This window comes from Thiohalobacter thiocyanaticus, assembly GCF_003932505.1.
In the GTDB taxonomy this organism is placed as follows: Bacteria; Pseudomonadota; Gammaproteobacteria; order Thiohalobacterales; family Thiohalobacteraceae; genus Thiohalobacter; species Thiohalobacter thiocyanaticus.
On record NZ_QZMU01000001.1, the window covers coordinates 1,401,507 to 1,427,247 of the forward strand.

At 57.6% G+C, this 25,741-nt stretch carries 20 protein-coding genes, 2 tRNA genes and 1 pseudogene; 4 read left to right on the forward strand and 19 right to left on the reverse strand.

Annotated elements, in window-relative coordinates:
• Nucleotides 1-6: 6 nt before the first annotated feature.
• From D6C00_RS06565 to D6C00_RS06625, 13 genes are all read right to left on the reverse strand, one after another.
• Nucleotides 7-2,727, reverse strand: coding sequence for a carbohydrate binding domain-containing protein (locus D6C00_RS06565; protein WP_125180988.1), 2,721 nt, complete (start codon nucleotides 2,725-2,727; stop codon nucleotides 7-9).
• Between the two features lie 26 nt (nucleotides 2,728-2,753).
• Nucleotides 2,754-3,899 carry a glycosyltransferase family 4 protein gene (locus D6C00_RS06570; RefSeq protein ID WP_125180989.1) on the reverse strand — a complete coding sequence of 382 codons (1,146 nt, stop codon included), beginning with the start codon at nucleotides 3,897-3,899 and terminating at the stop codon, nucleotides 2,754-2,756.
• 135 nt (nucleotides 3,900-4,034) lie between these two features.
• Nucleotides 4,035-4,850, reverse strand: a complete 816-nt coding sequence (locus D6C00_RS06575; protein ID WP_125180990.1) for a class I SAM-dependent methyltransferase — start codon at nucleotides 4,848-4,850, stop codon at nucleotides 4,035-4,037.
• 31 nt (nucleotides 4,851-4,881) lie between these two features.
• Nucleotides 4,882-5,997: a glycosyltransferase family 4 protein gene (locus D6C00_RS06580; protein WP_125180991.1), complete on the reverse strand. Its 1,116-nt coding sequence runs from the start codon at nucleotides 5,995-5,997 to the stop codon at nucleotides 4,882-4,884.
• A gap of 117 nt (nucleotides 5,998-6,114) precedes the next feature.
• On the reverse strand, nucleotides 6,115-7,077 hold the full coding sequence (locus tag D6C00_RS06585; protein ID WP_125180992.1) for a sulfotransferase family protein: 963 nt from the start codon (nucleotides 7,075-7,077) through the stop codon (nucleotides 6,115-6,117).
• A 34-nt stretch (nucleotides 7,078-7,111) separates the two neighbouring features.
• Nucleotides 7,112-7,846, reverse strand: coding sequence for an FkbM family methyltransferase (locus D6C00_RS06590; protein WP_125180993.1), 735 nt, complete (start codon nucleotides 7,844-7,846; stop codon nucleotides 7,112-7,114).
• A gap of 1,103 nt (nucleotides 7,847-8,949) precedes the next feature.
• Complete coding sequence (locus D6C00_RS06595; RefSeq protein ID WP_125180994.1) at nucleotides 8,950-10,677, reverse strand: bifunctional sulfate adenylyltransferase/adenylylsulfate kinase; 1,728 nt, start codon at nucleotides 10,675-10,677, stop codon at nucleotides 8,950-8,952.
• A gap of 380 nt (nucleotides 10,678-11,057) precedes the next feature.
• Nucleotides 11,058-11,369: a DUF2442 domain-containing protein gene (locus tag D6C00_RS06600; RefSeq protein ID WP_125180995.1), complete on the reverse strand. Its 312-nt coding sequence runs from the start codon at nucleotides 11,367-11,369 to the stop codon at nucleotides 11,058-11,060.
• A 238-nt stretch (nucleotides 11,370-11,607) separates the two neighbouring features.
• Nucleotides 11,608-13,092 carry a phosphomannomutase gene (locus tag D6C00_RS06605; RefSeq protein ID WP_125180996.1) on the reverse strand — a complete coding sequence of 495 codons (1,485 nt, stop codon included), beginning with the start codon at nucleotides 13,090-13,092 and terminating at the stop codon, nucleotides 11,608-11,610.
• A gap of 308 nt (nucleotides 13,093-13,400) precedes the next feature.
• Nucleotides 13,401-13,476: transfer RNA gene (locus D6C00_RS06610), tRNA-Phe, on the reverse strand.
• Between the two features lie 54 nt (nucleotides 13,477-13,530).
• Entirely contained in the window at nucleotides 13,531-13,803 is a 273-nt protein-coding gene (locus tag D6C00_RS06615) for an oxidative damage protection protein (protein ID WP_125180997.1), read from the reverse strand.
• A gap of 3 nt (nucleotides 13,804-13,806) precedes the next feature.
• Nucleotides 13,807-14,865 (reverse strand): A/G-specific adenine glycosylase, encoded by a 1,059-nt coding sequence (gene mutY, locus D6C00_RS06620; protein WP_177433206.1) that lies wholly within the window; start codon nucleotides 14,863-14,865, stop codon nucleotides 13,807-13,809.
• A gap of 847 nt (nucleotides 14,866-15,712) precedes the next feature.
• Nucleotides 15,713-17,818: an AsmA family protein gene (locus D6C00_RS06625; protein WP_125180999.1), complete on the reverse strand. Its 2,106-nt coding sequence runs from the start codon at nucleotides 17,816-17,818 to the stop codon at nucleotides 15,713-15,715.
• Between the two features lie 387 nt (nucleotides 17,819-18,205).
• Between D6C00_RS06625 and D6C00_RS06630 the strand changes: the two genes are divergently transcribed.
• Nucleotides 18,206-18,697, forward strand: coding sequence for a VLRF1 family aeRF1-type release factor (locus D6C00_RS06630; protein ID WP_158675338.1), 492 nt, complete (start codon nucleotides 18,206-18,208; stop codon nucleotides 18,695-18,697).
• A 380-nt stretch (nucleotides 18,698-19,077) separates the two neighbouring features.
• Here the strand turns inward: D6C00_RS06630 and D6C00_RS16040 are convergent, their stop codons facing one another.
• From D6C00_RS16040 to D6C00_RS06645, 4 genes and pseudogenes are all read right to left on the reverse strand, one after another.
• Nucleotides 19,078-19,266 (reverse strand): hypothetical protein, encoded by a 189-nt coding sequence (locus D6C00_RS16040; protein WP_241546813.1) that lies wholly within the window; start codon nucleotides 19,264-19,266, stop codon nucleotides 19,078-19,080.
• Between the two features lie 73 nt (nucleotides 19,267-19,339).
• Nucleotides 19,340-19,483: pseudogene (locus D6C00_RS16835) on the reverse strand (ATPase, T2SS/T4P/T4SS family); the annotation flags it as partial.
• A complete protein-coding gene (locus D6C00_RS06640) occupies nucleotides 19,474-20,259 on the reverse strand; it encodes a GspE/PulE family protein (RefSeq protein WP_255416784.1) in 786 nt (261 codons plus the stop codon). The pseudogene D6C00_RS16835 and the gene D6C00_RS06640, both read right to left, overlap by 10 nt.
• 89 nt (nucleotides 20,260-20,348) lie before the next feature.
• The gene (locus D6C00_RS06645; RefSeq protein WP_125181002.1) at nucleotides 20,349-21,224 is read right to left on the reverse strand and encodes a GspE/PulE/PilB domain-containing protein; all 876 of its coding nucleotides are present in this window, start codon (nucleotides 21,222-21,224) and stop codon (nucleotides 20,349-20,351) included.
• Between the two features lie 420 nt (nucleotides 21,225-21,644).
• On the opposite strand from D6C00_RS06645, the gene D6C00_RS06650 reads away from it, so the two are divergent.
• From D6C00_RS06650 to D6C00_RS06660, 3 genes are all read left to right on the forward strand, one after another.
• Nucleotides 21,645-21,720 (forward strand) — tRNA-Gly (locus D6C00_RS06650).
• A gap of 81 nt (nucleotides 21,721-21,801) precedes the next feature.
• Nucleotides 21,802-22,311: a hypothetical protein gene (locus D6C00_RS06655; RefSeq protein ID WP_125181003.1), complete on the forward strand. Its 510-nt coding sequence runs from the start codon at nucleotides 21,802-21,804 to the stop codon at nucleotides 22,309-22,311.
• A gap of 77 nt (nucleotides 22,312-22,388) precedes the next feature.
• Nucleotides 22,389-22,994 carry a hypothetical protein gene (locus D6C00_RS06660; RefSeq protein WP_125181004.1) on the forward strand — a complete coding sequence of 202 codons (606 nt, stop codon included), beginning with the start codon at nucleotides 22,389-22,391 and terminating at the stop codon, nucleotides 22,992-22,994.
• A 3-nt stretch (nucleotides 22,995-22,997) separates the two neighbouring features.
• Here D6C00_RS06660 and D6C00_RS06665 read toward each other — a convergent pair whose 3' ends face one another.
• The gene (locus tag D6C00_RS06665; RefSeq protein ID WP_125181005.1) at nucleotides 22,998-23,837 is read right to left on the reverse strand and encodes a hypothetical protein; all 840 of its coding nucleotides are present in this window, start codon (nucleotides 23,835-23,837) and stop codon (nucleotides 22,998-23,000) included.
• A gap of 340 nt (nucleotides 23,838-24,177) precedes the next feature.
• Nucleotides 24,178-25,689 carry a choice-of-anchor F family protein gene (locus tag D6C00_RS06670; protein WP_125181006.1) on the reverse strand — a complete coding sequence of 504 codons (1,512 nt, stop codon included), beginning with the start codon at nucleotides 25,687-25,689 and terminating at the stop codon, nucleotides 24,178-24,180.
• Nucleotides 25,690-25,741 lie beyond the last annotated feature (52 nt).

Consider the following 25,741-nt stretch of genomic DNA (forward strand, 5'->3'; position numbering starts at 1 on the left):
AAAGATTCAATTAACAACTGCATCACTGCCATTATGCTGCACGACCTTATAGACAGGAACCCTTCCAACCTTAATCCTGACAGCCTCGCCTGGCATCACCTTGTCACGCTCTACCCCCATTGCATCAATGATTGACGCGCCATCATCTCCCTCATTCTGCGACATGATGACATCCACCTTTGCATCGGGATCCCAATTCTTCAACCAATATGCTGTTACCGTTTTTTCATTCCCGGCGAATTCCATAACGGCCACACCATCGTTTAATTCACGGAATTCTTTGAATTCCATTTCTCGAAGGATGTCAGCCATGACTGCATATGCTATGGCCAACGCAGTTGGAGATCTATCCCATTCAAAAAATCCCGCAAGTCGTGTTCTATCTGTCCTATCCGGGAAGAACATATGGTAGAAGAACCAGCGCTCAACGCCGCTGGAAAACCATTCCAAATAATTGCGCAACAGGAATGCGACCGACTCATTGTCGCTCGCACAGTATTCACCAGGACTGCCGTATGCTATTGGCGAACATACCTCCAGCGGGAATCCGCTCTCGGTTTCCCAGATCCGGACGCGGTGCTTATCATTTCCATTTTCAGCCACCTTCCTGACTTCTTCGACTCTTTCTCGTGCAGGGACATCATGCATATCGATCGGCCTGCCTGATGTATAGTAATGGAACGACAGCACATCGAAATAGCCAGCCAGACCGTTATCAATAATATGCTCAATCCAGCGCACAGGAGGATGATTAGTACCTGCTCCTGCCACCATTACAGCCCCTGGATTTACACTTTTTGCCGCATTGTATGCGGCCTTGACGAGTTCAACATACACTTGGGCTTTCCTGCTCTTCTCAAACGGGCTTTCGGACGTTTCGGGAAGCTTTAAGAATCCGCCGCTATCCGGCTCATTCCATACTTCCCAGTGATCAATCACTCCTTCATATCGATCAACAATCGTTTCGACATAATTCCCCCAGTCGGAAATATCCCTGGGCGGATAGGCTCTATAACCATGCGCGGATTCAGTCTGCATTGCTGGTGGCGCCGAAGAACTCCAGCGCGGGGTCGCATCCAGTGAACCAAGAATATAAAAACCCAAATCCTTCGCATATTGTATAGGTTCATCAATAAACTCAAAACGCCCCTGCTCAGGCTCGACCACAAACCATTTTGTACCCAGCGGCGGATGCATTCTGAGCCAAGATACCCCCAGCTTCCTCATTGCGATCAGACTAGAGGGATTAAAGCGCGCATGCCCCCCGAAGGGTGATGCGGACAGTGGAGGGCCTGAACGCTCAGGCACGACGCCAATAGCAATGGTTGCACGATCTACAACGGTTCCGTTTCGGCTTACACTCGCCAGGATCCGGAAATATCCTGTTTCATCCGAAGGATGGTTTATTGAATAACATTGCGTTCCAGGACTATCCCGATATACATTAATGGATGTTAACTCACGCTCCATGCCATGAAAGTCCCTGCTGTTAACCAACAGCGAGTAACCCTCATCTATCACCTCGTGTGCAGCAAGGCAGAGTTCCAGTACTACCGGTTGATCCGGATGGTACAGGTGAGGCTTCCCTTCACGCCTGAAGCCAACTTCCACAGGCCTGGCTGGCACGAATTTTCTCTTCTCGCCCAATTCAACCTGAACACCATCAATCCAAATGGATCCCTTTCCAATACTTTCGACCATCAGGATTTGACTTCTGCCCGATGCTGGAGGGATCTCCACGGTAAAGTAATATCTCTCCCAATTTCCGCTGACTTTGATCCGCTTGCTCAGTATTTTCTGTGCCCCCAGACCCATATCCTTCATGGAAATAGTGAGCGTCCTGGGACGGTCCGATTTAACCCAGAGGCTTGCCGTGTAAACATCTCCAGGGCTGACGGGAAACGATGGAGTGGTAATTCTCATGCGCGTATGCAACGGCAGATCGAGCCGCATGGCATGCAGGCCGTGTGGGACCTCGCCGGTTATGATAGACGGCCTCACATCCGCGAACGATACCGGCATTTCATGCCGGTATCCGCCTGACTCTCTGACTTGCACTGCCCAGCGATCCATATCGGCTTCAAAGCTTCCGTTGGCAATCAAGTTGCCTGTCTCAGGGGCTGCGGATAACGCCTCTGACGCCTCTTTCATTGAAGCCTCATCAAGCCATATCTGACCACGCCCGGCAGTGCGCACCATGAACAGAGCCGAAGGATCATCAACTGCTGAATTTAGTTGAAATTCATATAATGACCATTCATTACTGACCCGTAAGGCCTTGCGTGCGTACGTGGTATATGGTTTACCGTGTTTTCGCAGCATGACCTCAACCGGACCTTCCACATCCCCTTTCATCCATAGGGAAACCAAATAGCTTTTACCCTCTTCCAGGGGTATCTTTTTCTGCACAAACTGGACGGCGCCTGCTGACACCCTGTGGCTGATGATATGCTGCGATACTCCTCGCACCGCATCAGTATCTCGGCTGTATTCCACATCGACGTCCGCCCAGCCACTGTTGTCTCGCCAACCCACCGAAAGCCCATTCCTGTAAGGCTCTTCAAATCCTGGATTATGAAGCAGTTCGTCAGCGTAAACAGGAGAGGACGCAGCTCCGTTGACGACGGCAACAATCAAGGTGGCCGCCAAAGCCATTAGCCATCGCGGCCATCCCCGTCTCTCCGGCTGAGGATGGTCATTGTGCTTCACCCGGCTCATATCAAACATTCTGATCCAAGCGGCTCAGGTCCGGCTCAACCTGAACGAATTGCGTCTTCATAGATTTCCACCAATTTCCGGTAATTCACTTCCGCCGAGAATTCTGCTTCGTAACGTTGACGTGCGCAACGCCCCATTTCAGCCATATTTTCCGGGTTCTCCAACGCCCATGCCATCTTGTTTGCCAGGTCCTGCGCATCAGCGGGATCGAACAACAAACCCGTCCTGCCATCTTCGATGATGCAGGCAATAGAACCTATCCGACTGGCGATGACTGGCGTTCCACAAGCAAAGGATTCAACAATCGTTCGCGGAAAGTTTTCATACCAGATGCTCGGTACTATCAACGCACGCGCACAAGACATCTCCTTGCGCACGGTTTCACCAGGCTGTCTACCCAATTGCACGACACTTTCCAATCCACTGAAGCTGTCAAACTCAGGGCCATCTCCGATCACTCTCAGCTGTGCATTTCCCAATTTCGAAATCGCGGACGCCAGCGTAGCTACGCCCTTCTCTGCCGACAATCGCCCCACGAACAACAATCCCAGACGATCAGTGGACTCCGGTTTGTCAAAATCCACAAAGTTAGGCTTCACCACTATACGCTCTGCCGGCAGCCCCCCCTCGATAAACTTGCTACGGCAAAACTCATTTAATGCAATGTAACGCGCCACCTTGTTGCGATACGTACCTATTCCACGGTGCAGGGCAAGCATTCCCGCCAAGGCCGATGATGCGAGGCGCGACCCCCTGTAACACGCATGCGTCACCCCGCGCCAAGGCAGATGGCCCATGCAGTCCTCGCACACCCTGCCTTCGCGTAAAAGCATCGCATTTAGGCACATCAAGCGAAAGTTATGCAGTGTTTGCACCACCGGAACACTCACATGAGCAGCGGCCCAGTATAAGGAGGGCGATATCAGTGGAAAAGTATTGTGAGCATGAATCAGGTTGGGCTGGAATTGACGCACTCGATCCATCACCTCATAATGTGTACGGCTAGACCAGAGGGTATTTCGTGCCAAAGAAGGTGTCGACATTCCAATCACATCGTCATTGCTACGAAACCAAGTTTCCACTTCATGGCCATGCGACCGCAGCAGTGCGATCTCCGACTCCACCACGGCATCCTCGCCACCACGATGCTGATAGGTATTGTGGACAAAAAGAATACGCATATCGCCTCGAGTATCGCTCCAATCAAAATGCGGAATTTACATTAGGGTGCTGTCTGTATTCAGTGAATGAATATAGCAACTGCCTTCCTATATCCTTATAGCCTTAATTCGATGATTATCACGCCCTTCTCAATTTCACCTTCTTTGATAAGCAACACCTATACCACCACCTGGATACCAGTGATTTTCTGGCCGCTCCTGAAAGAATAAGAAATCACGATTGCTTCGTTCGGAAAAATTGATAAGCTTGTCAGAGAAGTGGCTATTGTCTCCTATAATGATAGCATTAGGCGAGAGCTTCGCCTCCACGGCTTCATACTCTCGCATTTCGTAGTCTGTCGAGTGATCACTGTCATTGATAAACAAGTCAATGGTCCCCTCAAGTTCATTAAGAGACTCTATAGAATCGCCATAGAGTACTTTGCCAAACTGGTTATATGGTGCTTGCAGTAGATATCCGGCTTTTGGGTTAATGTCAGTGCCGTAGAGATAACCCGGCTTCCCCTCTTCGCTATTCTTCATCAATGCTGCTGCAAGAAGGCATGAGCCCAAACCTTTATCAACCCCCGTTTCGACTACCATAGCTGGCTTTTGAGCTCTTACAATTGCGTACCATCCTATTCTCCGCGCATAGCGTGGTTCATCATCCGCCAAATAATTTCTATCGCTTTCACGTGTAAGTTTAGCGATATGCTCTTTGAGCTTTTCATCTTCCAGAACCTCGCGCAAATATCCTGCCATCACTTCAGGCGTTTCATCACACACGATTCCCAGAAACCGCGCCATGTAGCGCCGGTTCAAATTCGTGAGGTTGTATGTGAAATTCGTATGTTCTCGTGAAGCAATAAGCCATCGGGAAACCCTTTGTAAGTCCCCCCTGTAATAGGACATCGCCGTAATCAAACGCATGGGCACCACTAACCAACGTAATGTCTTTTCTCTGATGCTCATCACCCCCTCCTTATATAATTGCGATTCGCTGTCATCTACCAATCACATATTCGATGCCGTTGGTAAACCGCCGGGCCATATTTTCCACAGTGTATTCCTGCGCACTAGTAGCACAACCTGTGCGTAATGCACCCAGTAACCGTGCATCTCGCAACAGGCGGACACTGGTGTCTACATAGGCACTCAATTCATTCGCAGTAACCATCCCGTTGATTCCGCTTTTAATATAGGTGATTTCAGGGCCATGACTCCCGCATTCCGTTGTGATCATCGGCGTCATACAAACAAAGGCATCCATGACACCCAGGCCTACGGCGCCTGGATTGAGCATAATTTTGGCGACCGACATATATGCCACTTTTTCTCTATCAAAACGCGCACCCACCCAGCGCGCCCAGGGATGGGCGCCGCACCATGCCTGCACCCTGTGTCGCTCCGGACCCTCGCCCAGGATGAGCAAATGAAAATCGTGCACTTGGTGGCGAATCGCCTCGGCCGCAGCAAACAGGAAATCCAGCCGCTTGTCGGCATAGAGCGAACCGAGATACACGCCAACCGGGCCCGTACTAAAACCCAACGATGCGCGCAGGGCCTGCGTCTCTTCAGGAGTAACCGATTGTCGCTGGCGTTGTAACTCAGATGTATCCACCGCATTGTTCACCACCGTGATCCGGTCACCCGGAAATCCGGCCGCTTTCACCAAACTGGCACTCAATTCTGTGTAGGCAAACCACCAGTCCACTTGGTTAGTCGTCCAGCGTTTGAACCGTTCCTTGAATCCGTTCGGATTGCCACTTTGAAGGTTCGCGCCATGCCCCCAGAATGCCAGCTTGAAACGTCGTGGCATGAACATCAGCAAGTGGTTCTGCAGAAGTTTGTTTTCCTGGGTGGTGATCACAAGGTCGGCACCATGCAGGTGCTTTCCTATTGACTGCCAGCACAAGCGATCCGCCAGCCAGTAATGGGTTGGAATCGATCTGGCCCAAGGCAAGATACCGGCATCATGTTTTTTTTCTTCTGTGGACGTCCCATGACCCACCAGGAGTTCCAACTGAATATCGCGCGCCGCAAGTGCCTCTTTCAAGGCAGTAAAAAGAGGGACCCGGTAATGGGTCAGGCGGCGCTGGACGATCACGATGCGCTTCATCTTGCACATAATCCCTGGCGCACAACTACACCAGAATCTGCTGCCTGGCTGCTTCTATTCCAGATTGTGATTGCAGGTCTTGCGTGCTCGTTGTCCAACTGCATCTCATTATCACGCTCAGTTCTTTGGGTAATAAATACCGCCCTGATAAGGCTTGTTGCTTTTTATATCCGAAATGCAATATCTACTGTAGATCTTTCCATAGACAGCCCTGACAATATCCGATAATAGATAGCGGTATTGGGTTGGGGTATCATGAATGTCGGCCAGGAGGTCGTCCATATCGTATCCCATAACCTCCAACCTGTCTTTGCCTATCCAATGCAAATAGTCTTTTCCCCAAGCCTTTCGGTATGGAGTAGACATAACATCTTTCCATGAATCAACAGAATCTGTCGAAACATTCTGATATTTGAACTGGCCCGTACGATCCCCCCACATGATATCGGCATCCTTCAACCCGCCGGATAGATTGGATCCACCTTCCAAATCCAAATAGGATAATACCCTCGCGGCCTCATTATCTGCGTCGGTCACCAATGATTCATACGAGACGGACAATACTTTTTCCTTGTTTTCAGTATATGCTTTCGTCAGTGACTCAATTCCGCTGTATAAATCGACCGTGAACATATAAAGCCCCCATTTGCCTTTTCCATATGTTTTTATCATTGAGGCGGCTATGGCCAGGGGGTTTCTCCACAGAAAAACAAACCTGGCATCCGGGAACGCGGCGAGCAACTCGTCCACGATCAAGTGGTAACGAGGGGTTTTATCTACAAAATACTGCGCCCCATCGGTTGTTGAACGCGTATACAAATCCCTTAAATATCTGGCGGCGCATGCGTAATAATCATCAACTCCTTCAGGCAGTGAATCAACGAATTTATTAACCCCCGTTGCCAGCGTCTTGTGGCTATAGATGGACGTCAAACCAGAATTTTTTAACGCAAAGAAAACTGGCAGCGCAATCCAGGGTTCGGATTTTGTTGATACACCAGGATGAACGCTCACCAATCGCTGCAGCAGGGTCGAGCCAGATCTTGGCAAGGATAGTATAAAAACAGGGGTCACACTCATAACGGTAAGTTACATTACATTGGGCGGGCGCAGTTCAATCAACAAGATTCGTATTTACGAATATCCCGTCTGCCTGAAGAAGATACCCTGATACCGGGTCTGAGAAGATCGGATCGATGGCTACAAGCCGAAAGCCTTTGTTTTTCATTAATTCCAGCATCTCTATCATTGTCGGGCCGTTTTGATACATCTCTGTCAATGACAATTCCAATTCCAGCAGACGTATATCGGGCAGTGTTTGCATGGCACCATTCAATACGTGTTTCTCGTAACCTTGAACATCAATTTTTAGATATATCTTATCATCCGGGCGAGTGTACTTATCCCTGATTGTATCGAGCGTAGATATCTTTATTTTCTCAGTATTGACAGTCTTGCTTGATGGGCATGCGCCAACATGCGCATTTGAAATATCAAGTATAGAACTGCTTGTTAAGTGCCCTGAGACATTTATCACTTCTTCACCGACAGTATCACCCAACGCAATCTGCTCGGATTCCCAGAGCGGATCGGCTTTAACCCTTTCCTCCAATTCACGATATGGCTTTTCCAGCGGCTCAAAGGAAACCATTCGTCCACCATAGCCGTCTTCGCGCAGTTCTTTTCCATACAGGCCGTTATGTGCACCAATATCCAGTAATAGATTTATATTGTGTTTTTTGATTATTTTGAGGCGCCTGAGCGAGTAGAAGTTCTCGTAGGTGTACGGCATGAATTCTCTGCCGGTTATCCTGAATACGCTATGCAGCAGTTGTTTTATCTTTTTCATGTCTGGACTAATGTAATTTTTGAGATTATCGCTTATCTTGCATCACGACTCGTCGTCACGGGCCAACCTCAAGCCATGACCCGCAGGTGATAGCGTCATGTATGAGACAGTAGCTCGCGCGCCCCTGGCCTGTGTGAGGTTTATCATTTCCGTCGCAGGGCTGGCTTCCAGGCTCACCATCCGGACTCGCGGATGTGCAGCTAGCCGGAAGCCTGCAATGTTGGCATCGCTTGGCCTCTATGCAGGCAGGCAACAGCCACCTCACGCCTGGTTTCCCTCCAATCCTTTCTGCCTCGACAGATACGAGGAATATATTATGTATTATATCAGTATGTTATGACTATATTCTCGTTTCAACGCGGGCCCGGGGCTCGCGACTGGCTATTGTGCTTGTTACTGGAGCTTTTGACTACCACCCTTGTCTTTAACGGCGTCAGCGTGGCTATCCTTTGTGTGATCTGCTTCACACGCGGACGGGTAGCTGGCTGTTCTATCGCTCCAAATAGTTGTTTTTCAGTCGCTGGGTGAGCAGCAGGGAGGGCAAATTGCGCTTTCTTCCCTGTCATTGCGTGCAACCAAATAGGGATGGCTGGCAGAAATATTATTTATCTGTAAATACAGTCGGTTGTATGTTTATGTGTCACCTCCCAAAGCCCCTCTACGCGAGTCATCATAAATACCTTACCCTGCGGATCAAGACATCCTCGCAATGACGAGCCTTATTTCGCATAAGTAACTGCCATTTGCGGCCGGCCTGTTTGGCCAGGCAGGCCGGGTGGTCTTTCGACCAATACCCCGGCGCTGCTGCCACTACCAGGGCCTCGCGGCCTGGTGTGGACGCGCAACGGCATCGGGCCAGGGCGGGCTGTGGGGAGTTTCCACACCATGGCACAGAGGATCTATCCGCTCAGCCTGATGCTGTATGGGCAGGGGGATGAGGAGCAGTTGTGATCGGCGGGATTATCTGACCGCGGCCGACACTGGATCCCGGCATTCGCCGGGACGACGGAGTGGTACCGGGACACCGAAAAGAAACTCAATCCTTTACACCCCTCATCCCAGCCCTCTCCCACAAGGGGAGAGGGGGAAGCTCGTGCCACACCTTACTCGCTGTCCAGATACCCCTCCCGCAGCAGATAGAGATAGATCTCCTGAGCCGCCTCCATCGGGTTGAGGCCGGTGGTGTCGACGCGCAGCTCGGGCTTCTCGGGCACCTCGTAGGGATCGCTGATACCGGTGAACTCCGGGATCAGCCCCTGGCGCGCCTTGGCATACAGGCCCTTGCGGTCGCGGTCCTCGCAGGTCTCCAGCGGGGTGGCGACGTGGATCTCGATGAAGGCGCCGTGCTCCTCGATCATCTCGCGCGCTGAGCGGCGCATGGCGGTATAGGGGGCGATGGGGGCGCAGATGGCCACGCCGCCGTTCTTGGTGATCTCGCTGGCGACGAAGCCGATGCGGTTCACGTTGATATTGCGGTGCTCCTTGGAGAAACCCAGCTCGCTGGACAGATGCTGGCGCACGATGTCGCCGTCGAGCAGGGTCACCGGGCGGCCGCCGGCCTCGACCAGCTTGGCGTAGATGATCTTGGCCAGGGTGGACTTGCCCGCGCCGGAAAGCCCGGTGAAGAACAGGGTGAAGCCCTGCCGGGAGCGCGGCGGGCAGACCCGTTTGAGCTCGGTGATCACCTCGGGATAGCTGAACCAGTCCGGTATGTCGGCGTTGCGGGCGATGCGTTCGCGCAGTTCGGCCTCGCTGAAGGACAGCCCCTCCTCGCCGTCGCGCTCGATCTCGCTCACCGGCATATAGCGCCCGCGGCGCGGCACATACAGGTGGGATTCCACCGGCACCATCTCGATGCCGAGGCCATCCTGGTGCTTCTCGATCAGGTCCTGGGCGGCGTACTGGCTGTAGAAGATGGCCTGGCCGTTGCCGCCGACGGGCGGCGAGGCGTGGTCGGGGCCGACGATGAAGTGTGAGCAGCCGAAGTTCTTGTGCACGATGCCGTGCCACAGGGCCTCGCGCGGGCCGGCCATGCGCATGGCCAGCGGCAGCAGCGACAGCATGGCCAGGTTGTGCGGGAAGTGGCGCCGGATGGCCTGGTAGCAGTGCACCCGGGCGTAGTAGTGCAGATCCCCCGGCTTGGTCATGCCCACGGTGGGGTGCAGTAGGATGTGGCCGCCGACCGCCTTGGCCGCCTGCAGGGTGATGTCGCGCTGCAGCCGATGCATGACCTTGCTGGTCTGGAACGCCACCACCCGGCGCCAGCCCAGCTTGTGCAGCAGGTGGCGCAGCTCCTGCGGGGTGTCCCACAGGCTTTCGAAGTCGTAGTGGATGGGGGTCTCGATGCCCTCGATCCGACCGCTGATGTAGACCGGCCGCACCTGCTCGTTCAGGTAACGCACGCCGGGGTGCTGGCTGGAAGCGGTGCCGTAGACCAGCTCGGCCTCGCGCGCCTTGTCCGGCTCCCAGATGTCCTCCACGGTGAGCGCGGCGGGCATGAAGCCCTCGCCGTCGCGCAGGGCGATCTTGCTGCCTTTTTCCAGCTTTTCGGCGAACTTGGCATCCACATCCAGGACGATCGGGACGGGCCAGAGGGTGCCGTCGGGCAGCTGCATGCGCTCCAGCACCGAGTCGTAGGCGGCCTTGTCCATGAAGCCGGTCAGCGGTGTGAAGCCGCCGTTCATCAGCAGCTCCAGATCGCACAGCTGGCGCTGACTCAGGGTCAGGGAGTGAAAATCCTTGGAGGCGTCCTTCAGTGCTTCGGCCTGCGGCGCCTCGACCAGCAGGTCGACCAGTTCGCCGCCGCCGTGGGGGACTGCGTAATTTTCCATTTTTTCCCTTTTATTCAAAAATCTGCAGTTTCTGCTCTGGTTTATCCAGGGGGTAGGGACGAGCGAGTTTATCATTATGTGGCTGCCGTTCATGCGACGGCTGCACGGTCATCTTAGGGCCCCGTGCCGGCGGGGTTAAAAGCGGCCGTGCCCTGTCTGTAACGGCCGGGTGGGTGGGGAATTGATGAGTAAGAACCTTCTGATTACTCGGGAGTCACGTCGTCCCCGCGAAGGCGGGGATCCAGAAACCGCGGCGGCAGCTGGATCCTGGCATCCGCCGGGATGACGGGAACAGGTGTAGGTCGGGTTAGCGCAGCGTAACCCGACATAGCGGCGGAATGCGTCGGCTTACGCCTTGGCTAACCCGACCTACACGATCCTCAGGGGGCTTTAGCCGCAGCGCGCCGCTCCAGCCACTGCCTGAATGATGCCTGGCTTTCGCCCGAGGGCTTGCCGGCCAGCAGACCCGCGACACTCACATCCTCGTCGAGCGACTCCCAGTGTATGCCCTGCCCGGCGCCGATGAGGCGCCAGTCATTACGCTCTTCATTCGAGGCATGCACGAGGCGGGGATACCAGTCCAGCGGGACCGCTATCGAACGCCCGTCACTGAGTTCCACGCTCAAGGTATCTTCGGTCACCTGGACGCCAACGGCGTTGGGAACCTCCATTTCAACTGCCGAAGTAGTCATCCCATGCCTCCAGAAACACTGAATGGTGTTGCTCGGTTAACCCAGGTTGGCGCAGCGTTTTACTCGACAGGGCAACACTGGATCAACAATATTGCAGCATGACCACCTTCACCGTCATCCCGGCGCAGGCCGGGATCCACATGCCTCAGCGGTTTCTGGATCCCGGCCTGCGCCGGGATGACGGGAAAGAGGGAACAGGCCTCAGAGGGCTCGCTACCCCCTCCTCATTCCTCCCCCATCAAGGGGGAGGAGGTTGTTTCTCCCGCCAGCCGGCCAGCAGGGCCATGCAGTCGCGGTTCAGGGCCTCGGCGCGCCCGGCGCTGCCCGCCTCGTTGTAGCAACGCAGTTCGGGGGCGTTGCCGGAGGGGCGCAGGTGGATGATCTCCTGGTTGTCGAAGGTCAGGCGCAGGCCGTCGGTGGAATCCAGTTCGATCAGGCGACTCTGGGCAATTTTGCCGAAGATCGCATCCAGTTTTGCCTGACTGCCGTCGAGTTCGGCGAGGATGCGGGCGGACTGTTCGGTCGGGAAGGCCTTGATGCGGTCGCTGTAAGTGTAGCGCGGCGGCAGCGCGGCGGCGAGGGCGCTGACGCTGCCCTGCTCCCGGGCGGCAGCCAGCACGGCCAGGATCACGATGAAGGCGTCGCGGGTGGGCAGCGCGGCCAGTTCGCGGCCGTCGCGCCGCACCGGGGTGGCCAGCAGAAAGCCACCGTTGGCCTCGTAACCGGCCACGCTGGCACCGCCGCCCTCGGCCAGCGTCTGCATGCCGGTGATGACATAGGGCGAGCCGATGCGGGTGCGCTCGACCCGTTCGAAGCTGCCGCACTTCTCCACCACCGTGTTGCTGCTCACCGGCGTGGCCAGGCGGTCGATGCCGAGCGCCTGGGCGCACAGCACGCCGACGATGTCGCCGCGCAGCCAGCTGCCGGTCGCGTCGGCGATCAGCGGGCGGTCCGCGTCGCCGTCGGTGGAGACGATGGCATCCAGCTTCAGCTCCCCCGCCCAGCCGCGAGCCAGTTCCACGTCCTCGGGCCGGATAGCCTCGGTGTCGACCGGGATGAAGACCTCGGAGCGGTTCAGGCGGGTGATGTCCGCGCCCAGTCGCTCCAGCACCGCGGCCAGCAGATCGCGGCCCACACCGGAGTGCTCGTAGACGCCGACCTTCAGCCCCTGCAGGGCCTGGCGCGGGAAGAAATCCAGATAGCGCTGCAGGTAGCGCTGCGCGGCGGTGGCATCCACCGCCGGGAGTGCCGCGGCATAGTCGGCGGGGAAGGGCTCGGGAACGGTGACGGTCTGCGCCCTGATGGCCAGCTCGTCGTCCTTGAGGATCTCGCCGCCCAGCTTGTTGAACTTGATGCCGTTGCGGTCATCCGGGATGTGGCTGCCTGTGACCATGATGGCGGGGATGTTCTGCTCGATGCCATACAGGGCCACCGCCGGCGAGGGGATGAGGCCGCAGTTGACGGGCTGATGGCCGGCATCGACACAGGCGCGGGCCACGGCGGCCATGATGTCGGGCGTGCTCGGGCGCAGATCACCGGCGATAGCCACCCGGCTGCCGGGCGGCAGGCCCTGACTGGATTCCAGGTGCTGGAGAAAGGCGCGGGTGTAGGCATAGCAGACCGGCGGGGTCATGTCCGCCACCCGGCCGCGGGCGCCGCTGGTGCCGAAGCCGACGCCGCTTTGCTGCATCAGGTCGGAAATCCGGTACTCGACTGCAGACATACCTCCCCCCCTTATTTTGGAATGTTTATTGAGCAGGCCGAGAATAACAGCAGCCGTCATTCCGGCGAAGGCCGGAATCTATTTACCACCGCGGCTACTGGATTCCGGCCTGCGCCGGAATGACGGGAAAAAGCAAAGCCTGCAGACCGGGACAGGCGCGTGTTCCCGGCACAGACACGCGCGGAAACGGGCCAGAGCGAGAGAATCCGCCATTGCGAGCGAAGCGAAGCAATCTCGTACTGCAGGCTGACCCGGTTAGAGATTGCCGCGGCGCTGCGCGCCTCGCAATGACGGAAGCAATTGGAATGTGGTGGCCAGGGACAGAATCGAACTGCCGACACGGGGATTTTCAATCCCCTGCTCTACCGACTGAGCTACCTGGCCACAGAGGGAGAAGCCGCGTATTTAACGTGAAAACGCGGGCGGGCGCAAGTCGGATCAGTTCGACGGCGGCACATAATCCGGCGGCGCCTCGGCACCCTCGCCGAAGAAGAACTTCTCCATCTGCTCCTCCAGGAACTGGCGCGCCTTGGGCTCCATCGGGGACAGCCGGTACTCGTTGATCAGCATGGTCTGGTGGCCCAGCCATTTCTGCCAGGCCTCCTTGGAGACGTTCTCGTAGATGCGCTTGCCCAGCTCGCCGGGGTAGGGCTGGCGCTCCAGGCCTTCGGCCTCGCGGCCCAGTTTCACGCAGTGCACCATACGGGTCATTGTTCACTCCTGTCGGGATTCGGATTGCAGGCGCTCCAGCAGCGTCCTGATCGGCGCCGCCAAGCCCCTGGCGTCGGGTGAGGCGCAGTTATACCAGACCCGCTGCGGGTCTTCCAACACAGAATCCGCCCGGTTATTGCCCAGTTCGGCGACGATCGGGGTGATCTCCAGATGGAAATGACTGAAGGTGTGGCGCAGCACCGGCCAGGTTTCGCGCCGGCGCAGCTCCGCGCCCAGGCGCCGGCCGGCCCAGTCCTCGGGGGCCTCGTCCGGATTCAGCTCGGGCAGGCTCCAGAGCCCGCCCCAGATGCCGCTGGGCGGGCGCTGTTCCAGCAGCACCTCGCCGTGGCCGTTGGCCAGCAGCAGCATGCGGGTGCGGCGCACCGGCAGGGTCTTCTTCGGCCGCGGGGCGGGGAAGTCGGTCTCGCGGCCCAGCCGGTGGGCCTCGCAGTCCGCGTTCAGCGGACAGATCCCGCAGTCGGGGCGGCCGCGCCGGCACAGGGTCGCGCCCAGGTCCATGATGGCCTGGGTGTAGTCGGCCACCCGGCTGTGCGGGGTGTGGGCCTCGGCGTGTTCCCACAACTGTTTCTCGACGGCCGGCTTCCCCGGCCAGCCCTCGACGGCGTGGTAGCGGGCCAGCACCCGCTTGGCGTTGCCGTCGAGGATGGGATGGCGCTGGTCCAGGGCCTGGGCCAGGATGGCCCCGGCGGTGGAGCGGCCGATACCGGGCAGGGCCAGGACGGCATCGAAGCCCTCGGGAAAGCGGCCGCCGTGCTGCTCGGCGATCACCCGTGCGGCCTGGTGCAGGTTGCGGGCGCGGGCGTAGTAGCCCAGGCCGGTCCACAGATGCAGCACCTCGTCGAGCTCGGCCACGGCCAGATCGGTGATGGCGGGGAAGCGCTGCATGAAGCGTTCGAAATAGGGGATCACCGTGGCGACCTGGGTCTGCTGCAGCATGATCTCGGAGACCCAGACCCGGTAGGGGCTGCGCTCATGCTGCCAGGGCAGGTCCCTGCGGCCGTGGCGGTCGTACCAGGCGAGAAGGCGGTTGGCGAAGGTCATCAGAGTCAGGCTTCAGGTACCGAGCGATAGGATGGGTGAAGGTGCCTTGCGCCGCAACCCATCACCCCGGCGGATCGCGATGGGTTACGCTGTGCTTAACCCATCCTACGACCTAAAGCGCACTCCAGCCGGGTACCAATTTCCGTCATTCCCGCGCAGGCGGGAATCCAGATACCGCCGTGGTCACTGGATCCCCGCCTGCGCGGGGATGACGATGGCGGTTATGACAGTTGGTAGGCCGGGATTGGCGAAGGTCATCAGACTCAGGCTTCAGGTACCGAGCGATAGGATGGGTGAAGGTGCCTTGCGCCGCAACCCATCACCCCGGCGGATCGCGATGGGTTACGCTGTGCTTAACCCATCCTACGACCTAAAGCGCACTCCAGCCGGGCACCAATTTCCGTCATTCCCGCGCAGGCGGGAATCCAGATACCGCCGTGGTCACTGGATCCCCGCCTGCGCGGGGATGACGATGGCGGTTATGACAGTTGGTAGGCCGGGATTGGCGAAGGTCATCAGAGTCAGGCTTCAGGTACCGAGCGATAGAATGGGTGAAGGTGCCTTGCGCCGCAACCCATCACCCCGGCGGATCGCGATGGGTTACGCTGTGCTTAACCCATCCTACGACCTAAAGCGCACTCCAGCCGGGTACCAATTTCCGTCATTCCCGCGCAGGCGGGAATCCAGATACCGCCGTGGTCACTGGATCCCCGCCTGCGCGGGGATGACGATGGCGGTTATGACAGTTGGTAGGCCGGGATAAGCACAGCGTTCCCGGCATTTTCCGAGGCCGCCGGAAACGGGCCTTCCGGCCCTTCTTCCGGCCTACGGCTGCTGGGAGGTCGCATCACCGCCCGAAGATCCCCTTGAGCTGGTCCTTCACCTTGTCGTCGAGCTTGTCCTCGAGCTTCTTCTCCACCTCTTCCTCGACCTTCTCCTTCACCTTCTCCCTGGCCGCGCCCTCCAGCACCTTGGCCAGATCGACGCTGTAGTTCGGTTTGGCGAAGGGACCCTCGATGCGCAGCGGGATGGCCACGCCCTTGAGGTCCTGCAGCCCTTCCCCGCCCTGGCCTTCCAACGAGCCGACCAGCTTGACGGTGAGGCTGTAGTCGACCTGCTCCTGCGGCAGATCGGCCATCCCCTGGCCGTCGACGCGGAGCAGCGGCGACATGGCAGCGAGGTCATCGTTGCGGATCACGCCGTTGGTGACCTTCGCCGTACCTGTGAGCGAGGTGAAATCGGTCTGGTTGGGGCCGCTCTCGGCCGGCGCCGGCTTACCCTCCAGCCGCGCCTTGGCGTTGCGGATCAGGGCGGCGACATTGATGCCCTTGACCGCGCCCTCGGTGAAGCTGAAGCCGGCGTTGCCGTTGAGTGTCTGCTTCAGCGCTTCGGGCGTGTTGCCGGTGGCGGTGAGTTTGGCGTTGACGTCGGCGGTACCCACCAGCTTGTCATCGCCCATGAGGTCCTTGAGCAGCGGGCCGGCCTGCACCCCCTGGACCTTCTCGTCCAGCGCGATGCGGGCCTTGTCGCCGCGCGCATCCAGGGTGATGTCGCCGCTGTAGCCGCCTTCGTACATGCTGGCCCGGGCCGGATTGACCCGCACCAGGCCGTCCTTCGCCCTGATGGTGACCAGCACGTCGGCGCTGCGCAACTGGTAGGCCTTGAGCTGATTGATGCGCAGGGTGCCATCGAGGTTCAGCGCGCGCAGGGTCTCCAGCGGCAGGGCCCCGGTCGCACCGGCCGCGGCCTGGGCCGGCGTGGGCGCGGCCTGGGTCTCGCCCTCGGCCGGCGGCGGCAGGTAGCGGTCCACATCGATCTGATCCAGGGTCAGATCGAAGCGGATGGCCTGGCTGGTGAAGTTGGCGATGCCGGCGCTGCCGGTGATGGTGCTGTCGTCCAGGCGCAGGGTCAGCTTGTCGGCATTGAAACTGGCCGGTGTGGCGCTGAAGCCGATATCGGCGTCGGCCTTGCTCAGCACGCTGGCGTCGCTGACCTCCGGCGCCGGCTGGCCCAGGCGCTCGATCAGCTCACGCGGGACGAACTCCTGCACCTTCAGGTTGCCGCTGAAGCGGGCCTGGTCGGACTGAATGTTCTGGCCGTCGACCTGACCGGTGACGGTCAGACCCATGGCCTCCAGCACCAGGTCGGCCACCTGCAGGGTGCCCGCGCCCAGGTCCACGGTCACCCCGCTGGCCAGCCCGGCCTCGACCTTGCCGCCGGGCAGGGTCTCGCCCTCGGCCTCGGTCTCCAGTTTGAAATCGCTTATCTCGAAGCGCTGCAGGTCCGGGCCCAGGGTCAGCACGCCGGCCAGTTCCAGCTCGCCTTCCATGGCCGGCTGGTCCAGCTCGACCTCGAAATCCAGGCTGAAATCGATCGGCGTCTCGGGGGCGATCTCGCTCAGACTCAGATCCAGGTCCCTGAGCTGGTATCTGGCGCCGGCCTGCTGGTCGTCCCAGACCAGGTTGGCGTCGGTGATCTCCACCCCGCCGATGGCCAGCCCGGCCAGGGCCGCGCCCCGGCCCTCGTCGGCCTCGGGCGTGGGTTCGGCGGCCGGCTTGATCATGTCGGACCAGTTGGGGTTGCCCTGTTTGTCCAGGCCCAGGTACAGATCCAGCCCCTTCAGACGCAGGGTGGACATCTCCAGTTCCTTGCGCAGCAGCGGCAGCAGCCTGACCTGCACGCCCACCTCCTCGATTTCGGCGAAGGGCGCGTCGGCGAAGCCTTGGGCGTTGCTCAGGCGGGTACGGCCGATCTCCAGCCCCAGCCAGGGGAACACGGACAGTTCCATGTCGCCCTCTATGGTGAGGGTGCGCCCGGTCTGCTCCTGCACCGCGCGGGTGATCTGGTCCTTGTAGTCGTTGGGGTCGACGAAGATCAGCAGCGCCCCGGCGCCAATGACCAGGACCAGAACCAGCACACCGATCAGGATTCCGACAATACGCAGGGCTTTCATTTGCAATCCTTTCCGAGAGTTGGGTTTGGCTTTGTCTGAGACAATAAGACACTTGGACCGGTTCTACCAGTGTGGCGGCCCAGTTACTTACCCCGTCATTGCGAGGCACGGAGTGCCGCGGCAATCTCCAACCGGTTGATCCTGCATTGAGAGATTGCTTCGCTGCGCTCGCAATGACGAATATTCCCAATAACCCCATGATTTTGGAACAGTCGGCAATTTGTCAGTCCCTGACACCTTGAAAAGCCCCTCCAGCGGCGCTATGACATGCTTATGCCCTCCATATCGGTTTTCTCCTCCGACACCCTTTCACCCGGCACGCCGCCCCGCTGGCGCGGCGCGTCCGTTTTGCCTGACCGCAGACTCAAACCTTCACAGGAGTTGCGTATGAACCAGAACTACATTGTCGTTGCCGACGGTTTGCGTGCCCGTTTCTTCACTCTGCAGGACACGCCCTTTCCCGAAATGGAGTCCGGCCCCAACCTGACCGAGGTCAGCGACTTGGTCAATTCCGACCGGGAGCAGGACATGTGGAGCGAGAAGAAATCCGGCCGCAACCGTAGCAGCGTGAGCGGCTCGGCCCACGGCTATGACGACCACCGCACTCAGCACGAGGAGGAATTCGTGCGCCGTTTCGCCCGTTCGGTGGCCGAGGAGGTGAAACGCCTGACCAACGGCCACGGGGCACGGGAACTGGTGCTGGTGGCACAGAAGAAGACCCTGGGGCATCTGCGTAATGAACTCAACGGGCGCATCCGCAGCGATGTGCAGATACATGAACTGGCCAAGGATCTGAGCAAGATGAGCCCGCTGGAGATCCATGCCCATCTGGCGAAGGAGAAACTGGTGCCGGAGCGGCGCAATCCCGGAGAACGTTAAGACGATAGCCAGATGCAGGCCGGAATGAGGACTGGAGGTCCGTTTCCGACAGTTCGCGGATTTGCCGGAAACGCTGCGCTTGTCCCGGCCTGCATGCTGTACACAAGCGAAACCCAACATGATAAGCGACAACACAGTGCCGGGGTTCGCGTTGCCCGCCCGCGATGACCGCAAACCTGCCGTCATCCCCGCGCAGGCGGGGATCCAGATGATAATAGACCGTTCGGTCCTTATACTCTTCACGTCATCCCCGCGTAGGCGGGGATCCAGATACCGCGCGGTTACTGGATTCCCGCCTACGCGGGAATGACGATCTCTCTCACGGGAGGGGTAACGGTTTCATCTCTGTTGGGATGACAAAGATTGAATCACGCCCGTAATCACTCCAGCCTTACCCGATACACCTCGGACAGCGAGATCCTATGCTCCCGCGCCAGCTTGAGCGCATTCTCGGTCAGCGCCACCATGCCCCCGGCCCGGGCGCGTTCGCGCACCTCGTCGGCGGAGACGTCGGGGCGCAGGATATCGCGCAGCTCGGGCGTCATCACCAGGAGCTCGTAGACCGCCATGCGGCCGTGAAAGCCGGTCCTGGTTGCAGGTCTCGCAGCCGGCGCCGTGATGGAATACCTCGTCCTCCGCCACCCCCAGGAACCTGCGCATGGTGGCATCGACCGGCTCCGGCTCGATGCAGTGCGGACAGTTGATGCGCACCAGGCGCTGGGCCAGCACGCCCAGCAGTGATGACTTGACCAGGAAGGACTCCACCCCCATTTCGATCAGGCGCATGACCGTGGTCGGCGCGTCGTTGGTGTGCAGGGTGGAGAGCACCAGGTGGCCGGGAGCGCGCTCTCGACAGCGATCCTGGCCGTTTCCTGGTCGCGTATCTCGCCGACCATGATCACGTCCGGATCATGACGCAGAATATTGCGCAGGGCACGGGCGAAGGTGAAACCCGGCGCGGTGTTGACCTGGATCTGCTCAATGCCGTCGATGTGATATTCGACCGGATCCTCGACGGTGATGATGTTGACGTTCTGCTTGCGTACTTCCTGCAGCGCGGCATAGAGGGTGGTTGACTTGCCCGAACCGGTGGGGCCGGTGACCAGCAGCATGCCGTAGCTCTTGTGCAGCAGATCCACGAAGCGCTCGGCATCCTGACTGTTGAAACCGATGTCGCTGATGGAGCGCAGCCCGGTCTGGACGTTGAGCAGGCGGATGACCACGCTCTCGCCGTTGACGGTGGGGATGACCGAGATGCGCATGTCCACGATCGAATCGCCCTCGAGCATGCGGGCACGGCCGTCCTGGGGCAGACGGCGCTCGGCGATGTTCATGCGGCCGATGATCTTGATGCGCGCCACCACCGCGGCCAGCAGTGCCTTGTTGAAACGGCGGATGGGCACCAGGCTGCCGTCCTGGCGGAACAGCAGGGCGACGTCGTCCTCGTCGGGACGGATATGGATGTCCGAGGCGTTGCGGTGGATCGCATCGGTGAGGATGTGATTGACCATGCGCACCACGGGCTTTTCCTTGCCCATGCGCTCGATCTCGTGCAACGACATCTCGCGCACTGTTTGTTCCTGCGCTGCCCTGAGACGCTCCTAGTTCATGCAGGGCGGCTTGTCCTCCGCAGCCCACCGGACCAGGTAATCTATCGCGTGCCGCGATTGCCTCGCTCCTCGGCCACGCAGCGCTCCCCGCTCATGCCGAAACGAAATTGCAGCAGCTGGAAACCAGCTCGATACCGCGCGGGTTCTCTCATCCCACACCAGTGGTCGCGGAACACCATCAGCGGAAAGACACCGTGCTGGCGCACCACCGACTCGGACAACAGCCGCAGCACGGGCTCGTCGACACGGAAGTGCTTGAGATCCACAAAGGGCACACCCAGGCGCACGGCCAGCTCGGCCGGACTCTCGTCGGCGCGCGGCGCGTCAGTGAGGCTGCGGCGCTGGCGGGCGCCGGTGAGAAAATAGCAGCTGTGGGCGGACAACAGCCGCGAGAGCTGGTCGGGGTCGCGCACCGGGCGGTCGAGACGCACCGGTGCGGCCGTACTGTCAGCCGTATCCACCGCCGGCTGGCCGTGCCCCTCCATGCCGCCGATGCGATAGCGGGTGATCGCCGCCAGCGGCAGCCACAGCCGGTGCAGGGCGCCGTCCTCGCCGGACTCCAGCAGGTGCAGGCCGTGGGCGTCCAGGCGTACTTCCCGGCACAGGCCGTGGCGCAGGCCGCCGTCGCGAAACTCCACGTGATAGGTCTTGGCTTCGTCCCGGTCCGCGGCCGCGCCGGGCGCGGCCCGGAAATCCTGTTCGAAGGCCAGCATCCGGATGCCTTCAAAGGGAACCTTGCTCCGTTCGCCGGCCTGGTGGTCGTACAGGACCAGGTGCAGTCCGGTCTCGTCGAATTCGCACAATTCGCCGGCCAGCGGCCCGGCATCGAAACGCTCAAGCCGGACCTCGGCGCCCGCGTGCCCGGCGGCACCGGCGGCGGTCAGCTCGGCGGGGGAAATACTGAGAAGTTTGCTCATGAAACGGGTCCGGACATTGTGCAGGTTTTAGCGACCCGCATAGGTCGAAGTTTAAGGAAACTCTGATGATTACCCTTCCCGTCATTCCCGCGAATGCGGGAATCCATACGTTTCAGAGACATGGATGCCCGCCGGAGCCTGTGCCGGCGCAGTCCGGTACGGGCATGACGAATAAATCAGAAGTTATTTGAATCAGACGAGGAGGGGAAATGGAGCGGGTGATGGGAATCGAACCCACGTCATCAGCTTGGGAAGCAATTAGGGTACAAAAAAGTTCTATATTTTTCAGAGAGTAATAAGCGATCAATTTTGTACCGGTATCAAAAACGGTTACACCCTCTTTTCACCGGTATCAATTTTGCCAGAATTTTGGTCATTCCAATTGCTTAAACACACAGAATGTAGACAATACGAAAACATGCAGGCGTAGCTCACCTGGTAGAGCGCGACCCTCCCACGGTCGAGGTAGCGAGTTCGAGTCTCGTCGCCTGCTCCATTTCTCTTCAATCTTTAAAGCTAATCGGCCAGATCACGAAGCCACATCTAAAATAAATTCATTCAGCTCTGCACAAGCTCCATGTCTTCTTTGCTCATTGCGCTTGCTCCGTTTTTGGCTCAACGCAACGACCTGCCCGAAATCCAAAAAAACGATAACGAGTTCTTCAAAATTTTCTATGGAGGCATAAAAATGATTAACAAACAAACTCTAGTGTTTCTTTTGCTGTTACCTTGGTCAATCTGCCTTGCTGCCAACAACGACTCATTCCATCAAAATGGTAGTGTTGGCTTTTTCAATATGGACGGGGACCTATGGAACAGGTCAAATAAGGTCGTGAAGACATTTTACTTATCTGGATTATATGACGGCATGTTTTTCTCTGAGTTAGATGTAAATGGAACTACCATCACAACTCAACTCAGATTGGACAACATGGTGACGGCACTAGATGAATTTTATTCTGACTATCGAAACGCCAAACTACCAGTCCCTGTCGCTCTGATTATCGTAACTAAAGAATTACAGGGTAGGCCAGCCGAAGAAATTGATGAGACATCACGTCAAATGCGGAAGCATTTCTCCCAGTAAACCTATTCAAACGAACTGACGAACACTTCATTCATCACTAAAGAATTCTTCGAATTTTTCTATTGAGGGACATAAGAATGATTAATAAGCTACTCAAGGTATTGATCATTATGTTTTCATCGCAGGCAGGGGCAGAAGGCATGCCAATCCTCCTTGGAGGGGGGATTGAAAGCATCATCGGCACCAAAGAGAGTTTCAAGATAAATATCGTCGATGAAGTAGAAGATGGATGCTTACCACGCCCTTCACGATTAAGTGACAAGGCAGAACTCGTCCTTAGGCGCAATAATTTCAAAATAAATGACGACGATTCGCTCGCAACCGATGTGTTTGTAATTTATGCACTTGGTTATGAAACTGTTGAGGATCTATGCGTTGTCTACCTTTCAGCCGATCTGTATACCACAGTAAGCGCCCACGTCCCTTTTTCAGATAAAATCGAATCGGGAAATAAAACATTGATAAGGGCTAATCATGAAGTGGGTGCAGGACTTATGGCAGGACCTAAGTCAGGCATGCAAAAAAGATTAGAGGAGCAAGCTAACACGTTCACAGAAACGTTTGTGTTGAATATAACGCGGGCTAAGGATCATATTGAAGAGAATTACCCATCAATATTTGAAGAACGCGAAAGGATGCTAAAGAAGTGGGCCGAAGAATTTTCAGGTGAGAGCGAGGAATAGTTATTAGCTACGCATCTCTGCCCCTTCTTTTGTTATGGAATTCTTTAATTCGCTTGCTTTTTTAATAATAGCCGCAGCTTTTTCCATGCTTTCTTGGTCAGCCTCCTCTCCCTTTAATGTTTTTTCACACTCCCTGAGGATCATATCTTCAATAGTCTCCAAAAAATAATAATATGCCCCAGTATCAAACTCATCTATTTTGTCGCCTACACTAGGTAACGCCTCCTTAATTAACCCTCTCAACCTTTCCTTGTCCGTAAAATCTTTATCTATTCCATTTTTTAACGCCTGTAATCTAATCACAGCATTCATTATTATCGCTGAGTACGCACTATAATAAGCCCACGCCAGCTTTGATATGTAAATGCGTGACATTGATGCGTCTTGAAATGCCGTCTCAGGCAACTTCAGATTTTGTTCCATTGTTCTGAATATCTCCCTAAACTCTTCGTTCCTAGCTGCCTCCTTCGCGGCCTCTTCGAATTTAATTACCGACATCCAGCCTGCCACCCCCTTGCAATGGGCATGTGACACAACTGCTCCCCACAATTTTTCTACGGCATCCAACTGCTTCTCATAAAGGCGAGTCTGTCGATTTACAACACCTGACAATGCTCCACTTCTAATCGCCTCAATCTGCGCCGTCTTTTCATTGAGTGTACCCCTGAATTCTTCCTCACTCTTTCTCAGTTCAGCTCTTAGATTTTCAATTTTTTCGTCATACTCATGCCCGACCGCATTCGTGAGTCGAGTAATAATTAGTTTCCTAAACATCCATATAGCTATACCCAATATAAGGAAAGAAGATATAGTTGGCGTCCAATTCATTATTATTGACTCCATGATTTATCAGGGTCAGGCGTTCGTTTATTCGCGGCAAAGGCTGGGTAGCCTCTCAGCTTTCTTATTCTCACAACCAGTATCAAAATCGGTATCTGGGTAACTTGGTGTAACCGGTGGAGTTTTTGCCGGGCCAGATATAACCCTTTAATAAATACGCAGGTAAGGTGGTCTTTTTTGCTTGGCGGGAATTTTGGGAAGCTGAGGTTCTACCATTGAACTACACCCGCGCGCCGGGGTGATTCTACCCCCATCGGGACAGGAATTTAAATGTTTTCAGCAGACATGAAAAAAGCGCCGCCCCGAAGGGCGGCGCCTGTGTTGCAACCGCGGTGAAGCGAGGTCAGGCCTGGCGCCGGCGCAGGGCGAGGTAGCCCATACCCAGCAGGGCCATGCCCGGCAGCAGCGGATCGAAGCCGGAGCGGCCGGCGCTCATGACGCAGCCGCCATTGCCGTCGTTGTCATCGACGACGTCGGCGTCGTCGACCGGCAGCCAGGCGGGGGCCTCGGTGCTGGCGGGTTCCAGCGGCGTGATGCGCAGGGTGAAGCCGGCCTCCCCGGTACCGGCATCGTAGCCCGGCCAGGTGGTGATATCGCCGATCTCGATGTAGTAGTTGAGGTTCAGGTTCGCCAGGTCCTCGATCGGCCCCTGCTGGTAACCGGGACGCCGTTCCAGGGTGGCCGAGCCATCGAGGGTAGTGGTCATGTCATCATTGGTCGCGGTACCGCCCGCGGCCAGCTCATACAGCTCGGTCTCCGGATTCCAGGTGGCATACAGGGTACCTGCCGCCGTGGTGGCGCTGTCGCCATCGTCGTCATAGACCGTCGGCGGCGAGGCCTCCCAGCCGTCGATGTCGGTCTGGGGCACGACTTCCGTGGTGCGTGCGCCGGTACCGGCATCGATGTCATAGCTCAGCCACTGGGTGCCGTCGTACCAGGCGGCTACTTCGGCGTCGGTGGCCGGATTGCCGTCGTTGTCATAGAACCAGCCGGTCGGCACCCAGTCCAGCGGCAGCCATTCGCCGAACAGATCGGAGTAGTTGCTGGACAGGGCGGTGGACTCGAAGCTGTCCTCATCCGTGGCCAGGGCGGCGGTATTCACCCCGAAGTTGGCGCGGGTGCTGCTGAAGAAACCCCAGTCATGCTTCTCGTCGGCCGGGCCGTAGAACAGACCGCCGGGGAATTCGGCCATCTGGTTGTCGCCCAGATCGTCCGCGGCATCGGCGCCTTCCTCGCGCAACGCGATCTTCACGCCGTCGCCAGCCGTGGACTTGACGAACTCGTCGCCGAGACCATGCCCCACTTCCACCCGGAATCCGCCCAGGCGGCCGCCGGTGTGGTTGTTGAGCTTGCCGATCATGCGATAGACATTGACCGCCGGATCCTGGTCGTTGGCGACCGGGTTGCCGTCCTTGTCCACGATGGGATCGACCGCATCCACGTTCCTGACGGTGAACACCATGTCTATAGGCCCCACACCGGTGGCGCTCATCTTGTAGCGCTTGTGGGTCTGGAAGCCATCGTTGCACTTCTTGTCCGGCGTACCGGCAAGCGACTCCAGCCGCGGCGCCATCACGCAGTCGGCAATGATCTGGCTGGCGCCGTAGACCGGCACATTGTTGTAGACAATGATGCCGGGATCCACGGCCTTGAGCTCATCCCAGTCCATTTCGCCATAGGTGATGGCACCCGCAACCCCACCGGAGACGTCGCGGTCATAGATGATGCGCATGGGCCCGCTGGCATCGAAGGGCCCGAAGTTGATCAGGTCGATTTCCTGGATTTCGCCGGCCAGGGCCGCAGGCGCCAGGGCCAGGCCGATGACTGTTGCAAGCACTTTCGGTCGGTTCTGCATTTCTTTTCCTCATGGCCGCAGCCAGCCCTGCAGGGCAGGCACTGCACTGCAT

Coding starts and splice junctions, on each gene's coding strand:
- D6C00_RS06565 (WP_125180988.1), bottom strand. CDS start 2,727: ATGTTTGATATGAGCCGGGTGAAGCACAATGACCATCCTCAGCCGGAG.
- D6C00_RS06570 (WP_125180989.1), bottom strand. CDS start 3,899: ATGCGTATTCTTTTTGTCCACAATACCTATCAGCATCGTGGTGGCGAG.
- D6C00_RS06575 (WP_125180990.1), bottom strand. CDS start 4,850: ATGAGCATCAGAGAAAAGACATTACGTTGGTTAGTGGTGCCCATGCGT.
- D6C00_RS06580 (WP_125180991.1), bottom strand. CDS start 5,997: ATGAAGCGCATCGTGATCGTCCAGCGCCGCCTGACCCATTACCGGGTC.
- D6C00_RS06585 (WP_125180992.1), bottom strand. CDS start 7,077: ATGAGTGTGACCCCTGTTTTTATACTATCCTTGCCAAGATCTGGCTCG.
- D6C00_RS06590 (WP_125180993.1), bottom strand. CDS start 7,846: ATGAAAAAGATAAAACAACTGCTGCATAGCGTATTCAGGATAACCGGC.
- D6C00_RS06595 (WP_125180994.1), bottom strand. CDS start 10,677: ATGGAAAATTACGCAGTCCCCCACGGCGGCGGCGAACTGGTCGACCTG.
- D6C00_RS06600 (WP_125180995.1), bottom strand. CDS start 11,369: ATGACTACTTCGGCAGTTGAAATGGAGGTTCCCAACGCCGTTGGCGTC.
- D6C00_RS06605 (WP_125180996.1), bottom strand. CDS start 13,092: ATGTCTGCAGTCGAGTACCGGATTTCCGACCTGATGCAGCAAAGCGGC.
- D6C00_RS06615 (WP_125180997.1), bottom strand. CDS start 13,803: ATGACCCGTATGGTGCACTGCGTGAAACTGGGCCGCGAGGCCGAAGGC.
- mutY (WP_177433206.1), bottom strand. CDS start 14,865: ATGACCTTCGCCAACCGCCTTCTCGCCTGGTACGACCGCCACGGCCGC.
- D6C00_RS06625 (WP_125180999.1), bottom strand. CDS start 17,818: ATGAAAGCCCTGCGTATTGTCGGAATCCTGATCGGTGTGCTGGTTCTG.
- D6C00_RS06630 (WP_158675338.1), top strand. CDS start 18,206: ATGAACCAGAACTACATTGTCGTTGCCGACGGTTTGCGTGCCCGTTTC.
- D6C00_RS16040 (WP_241546813.1), bottom strand. CDS start 19,266: ATGGCGGTCTACGAGCTCCTGGTGATGACGCCCGAGCTGCGCGATATC.
- D6C00_RS06640 (WP_255416784.1), bottom strand. CDS start 20,259: ATGTCGTTGCACGAGATCGAGCGCATGGGCAAGGAAAAGCCCGTGGTG.
- D6C00_RS06645 (WP_125181002.1), bottom strand. CDS start 21,224: ATGAGCAAACTTCTCAGTATTTCCCCCGCCGAGCTGACCGCCGCCGGT.
- D6C00_RS06655 (WP_125181003.1), top strand. CDS start 21,802: ATGTCTTCTTTGCTCATTGCGCTTGCTCCGTTTTTGGCTCAACGCAAC.
- D6C00_RS06660 (WP_125181004.1), top strand. CDS start 22,389: ATGATTAATAAGCTACTCAAGGTATTGATCATTATGTTTTCATCGCAG.
- D6C00_RS06665 (WP_125181005.1), bottom strand. CDS start 23,837: ATGGAGTCAATAATAATGAATTGGACGCCAACTATATCTTCTTTCCTT.
- D6C00_RS06670 (WP_125181006.1), bottom strand. CDS start 25,689: ATGCAGAACCGACCGAAAGTGCTTGCAACAGTCATCGGCCTGGCCCTG.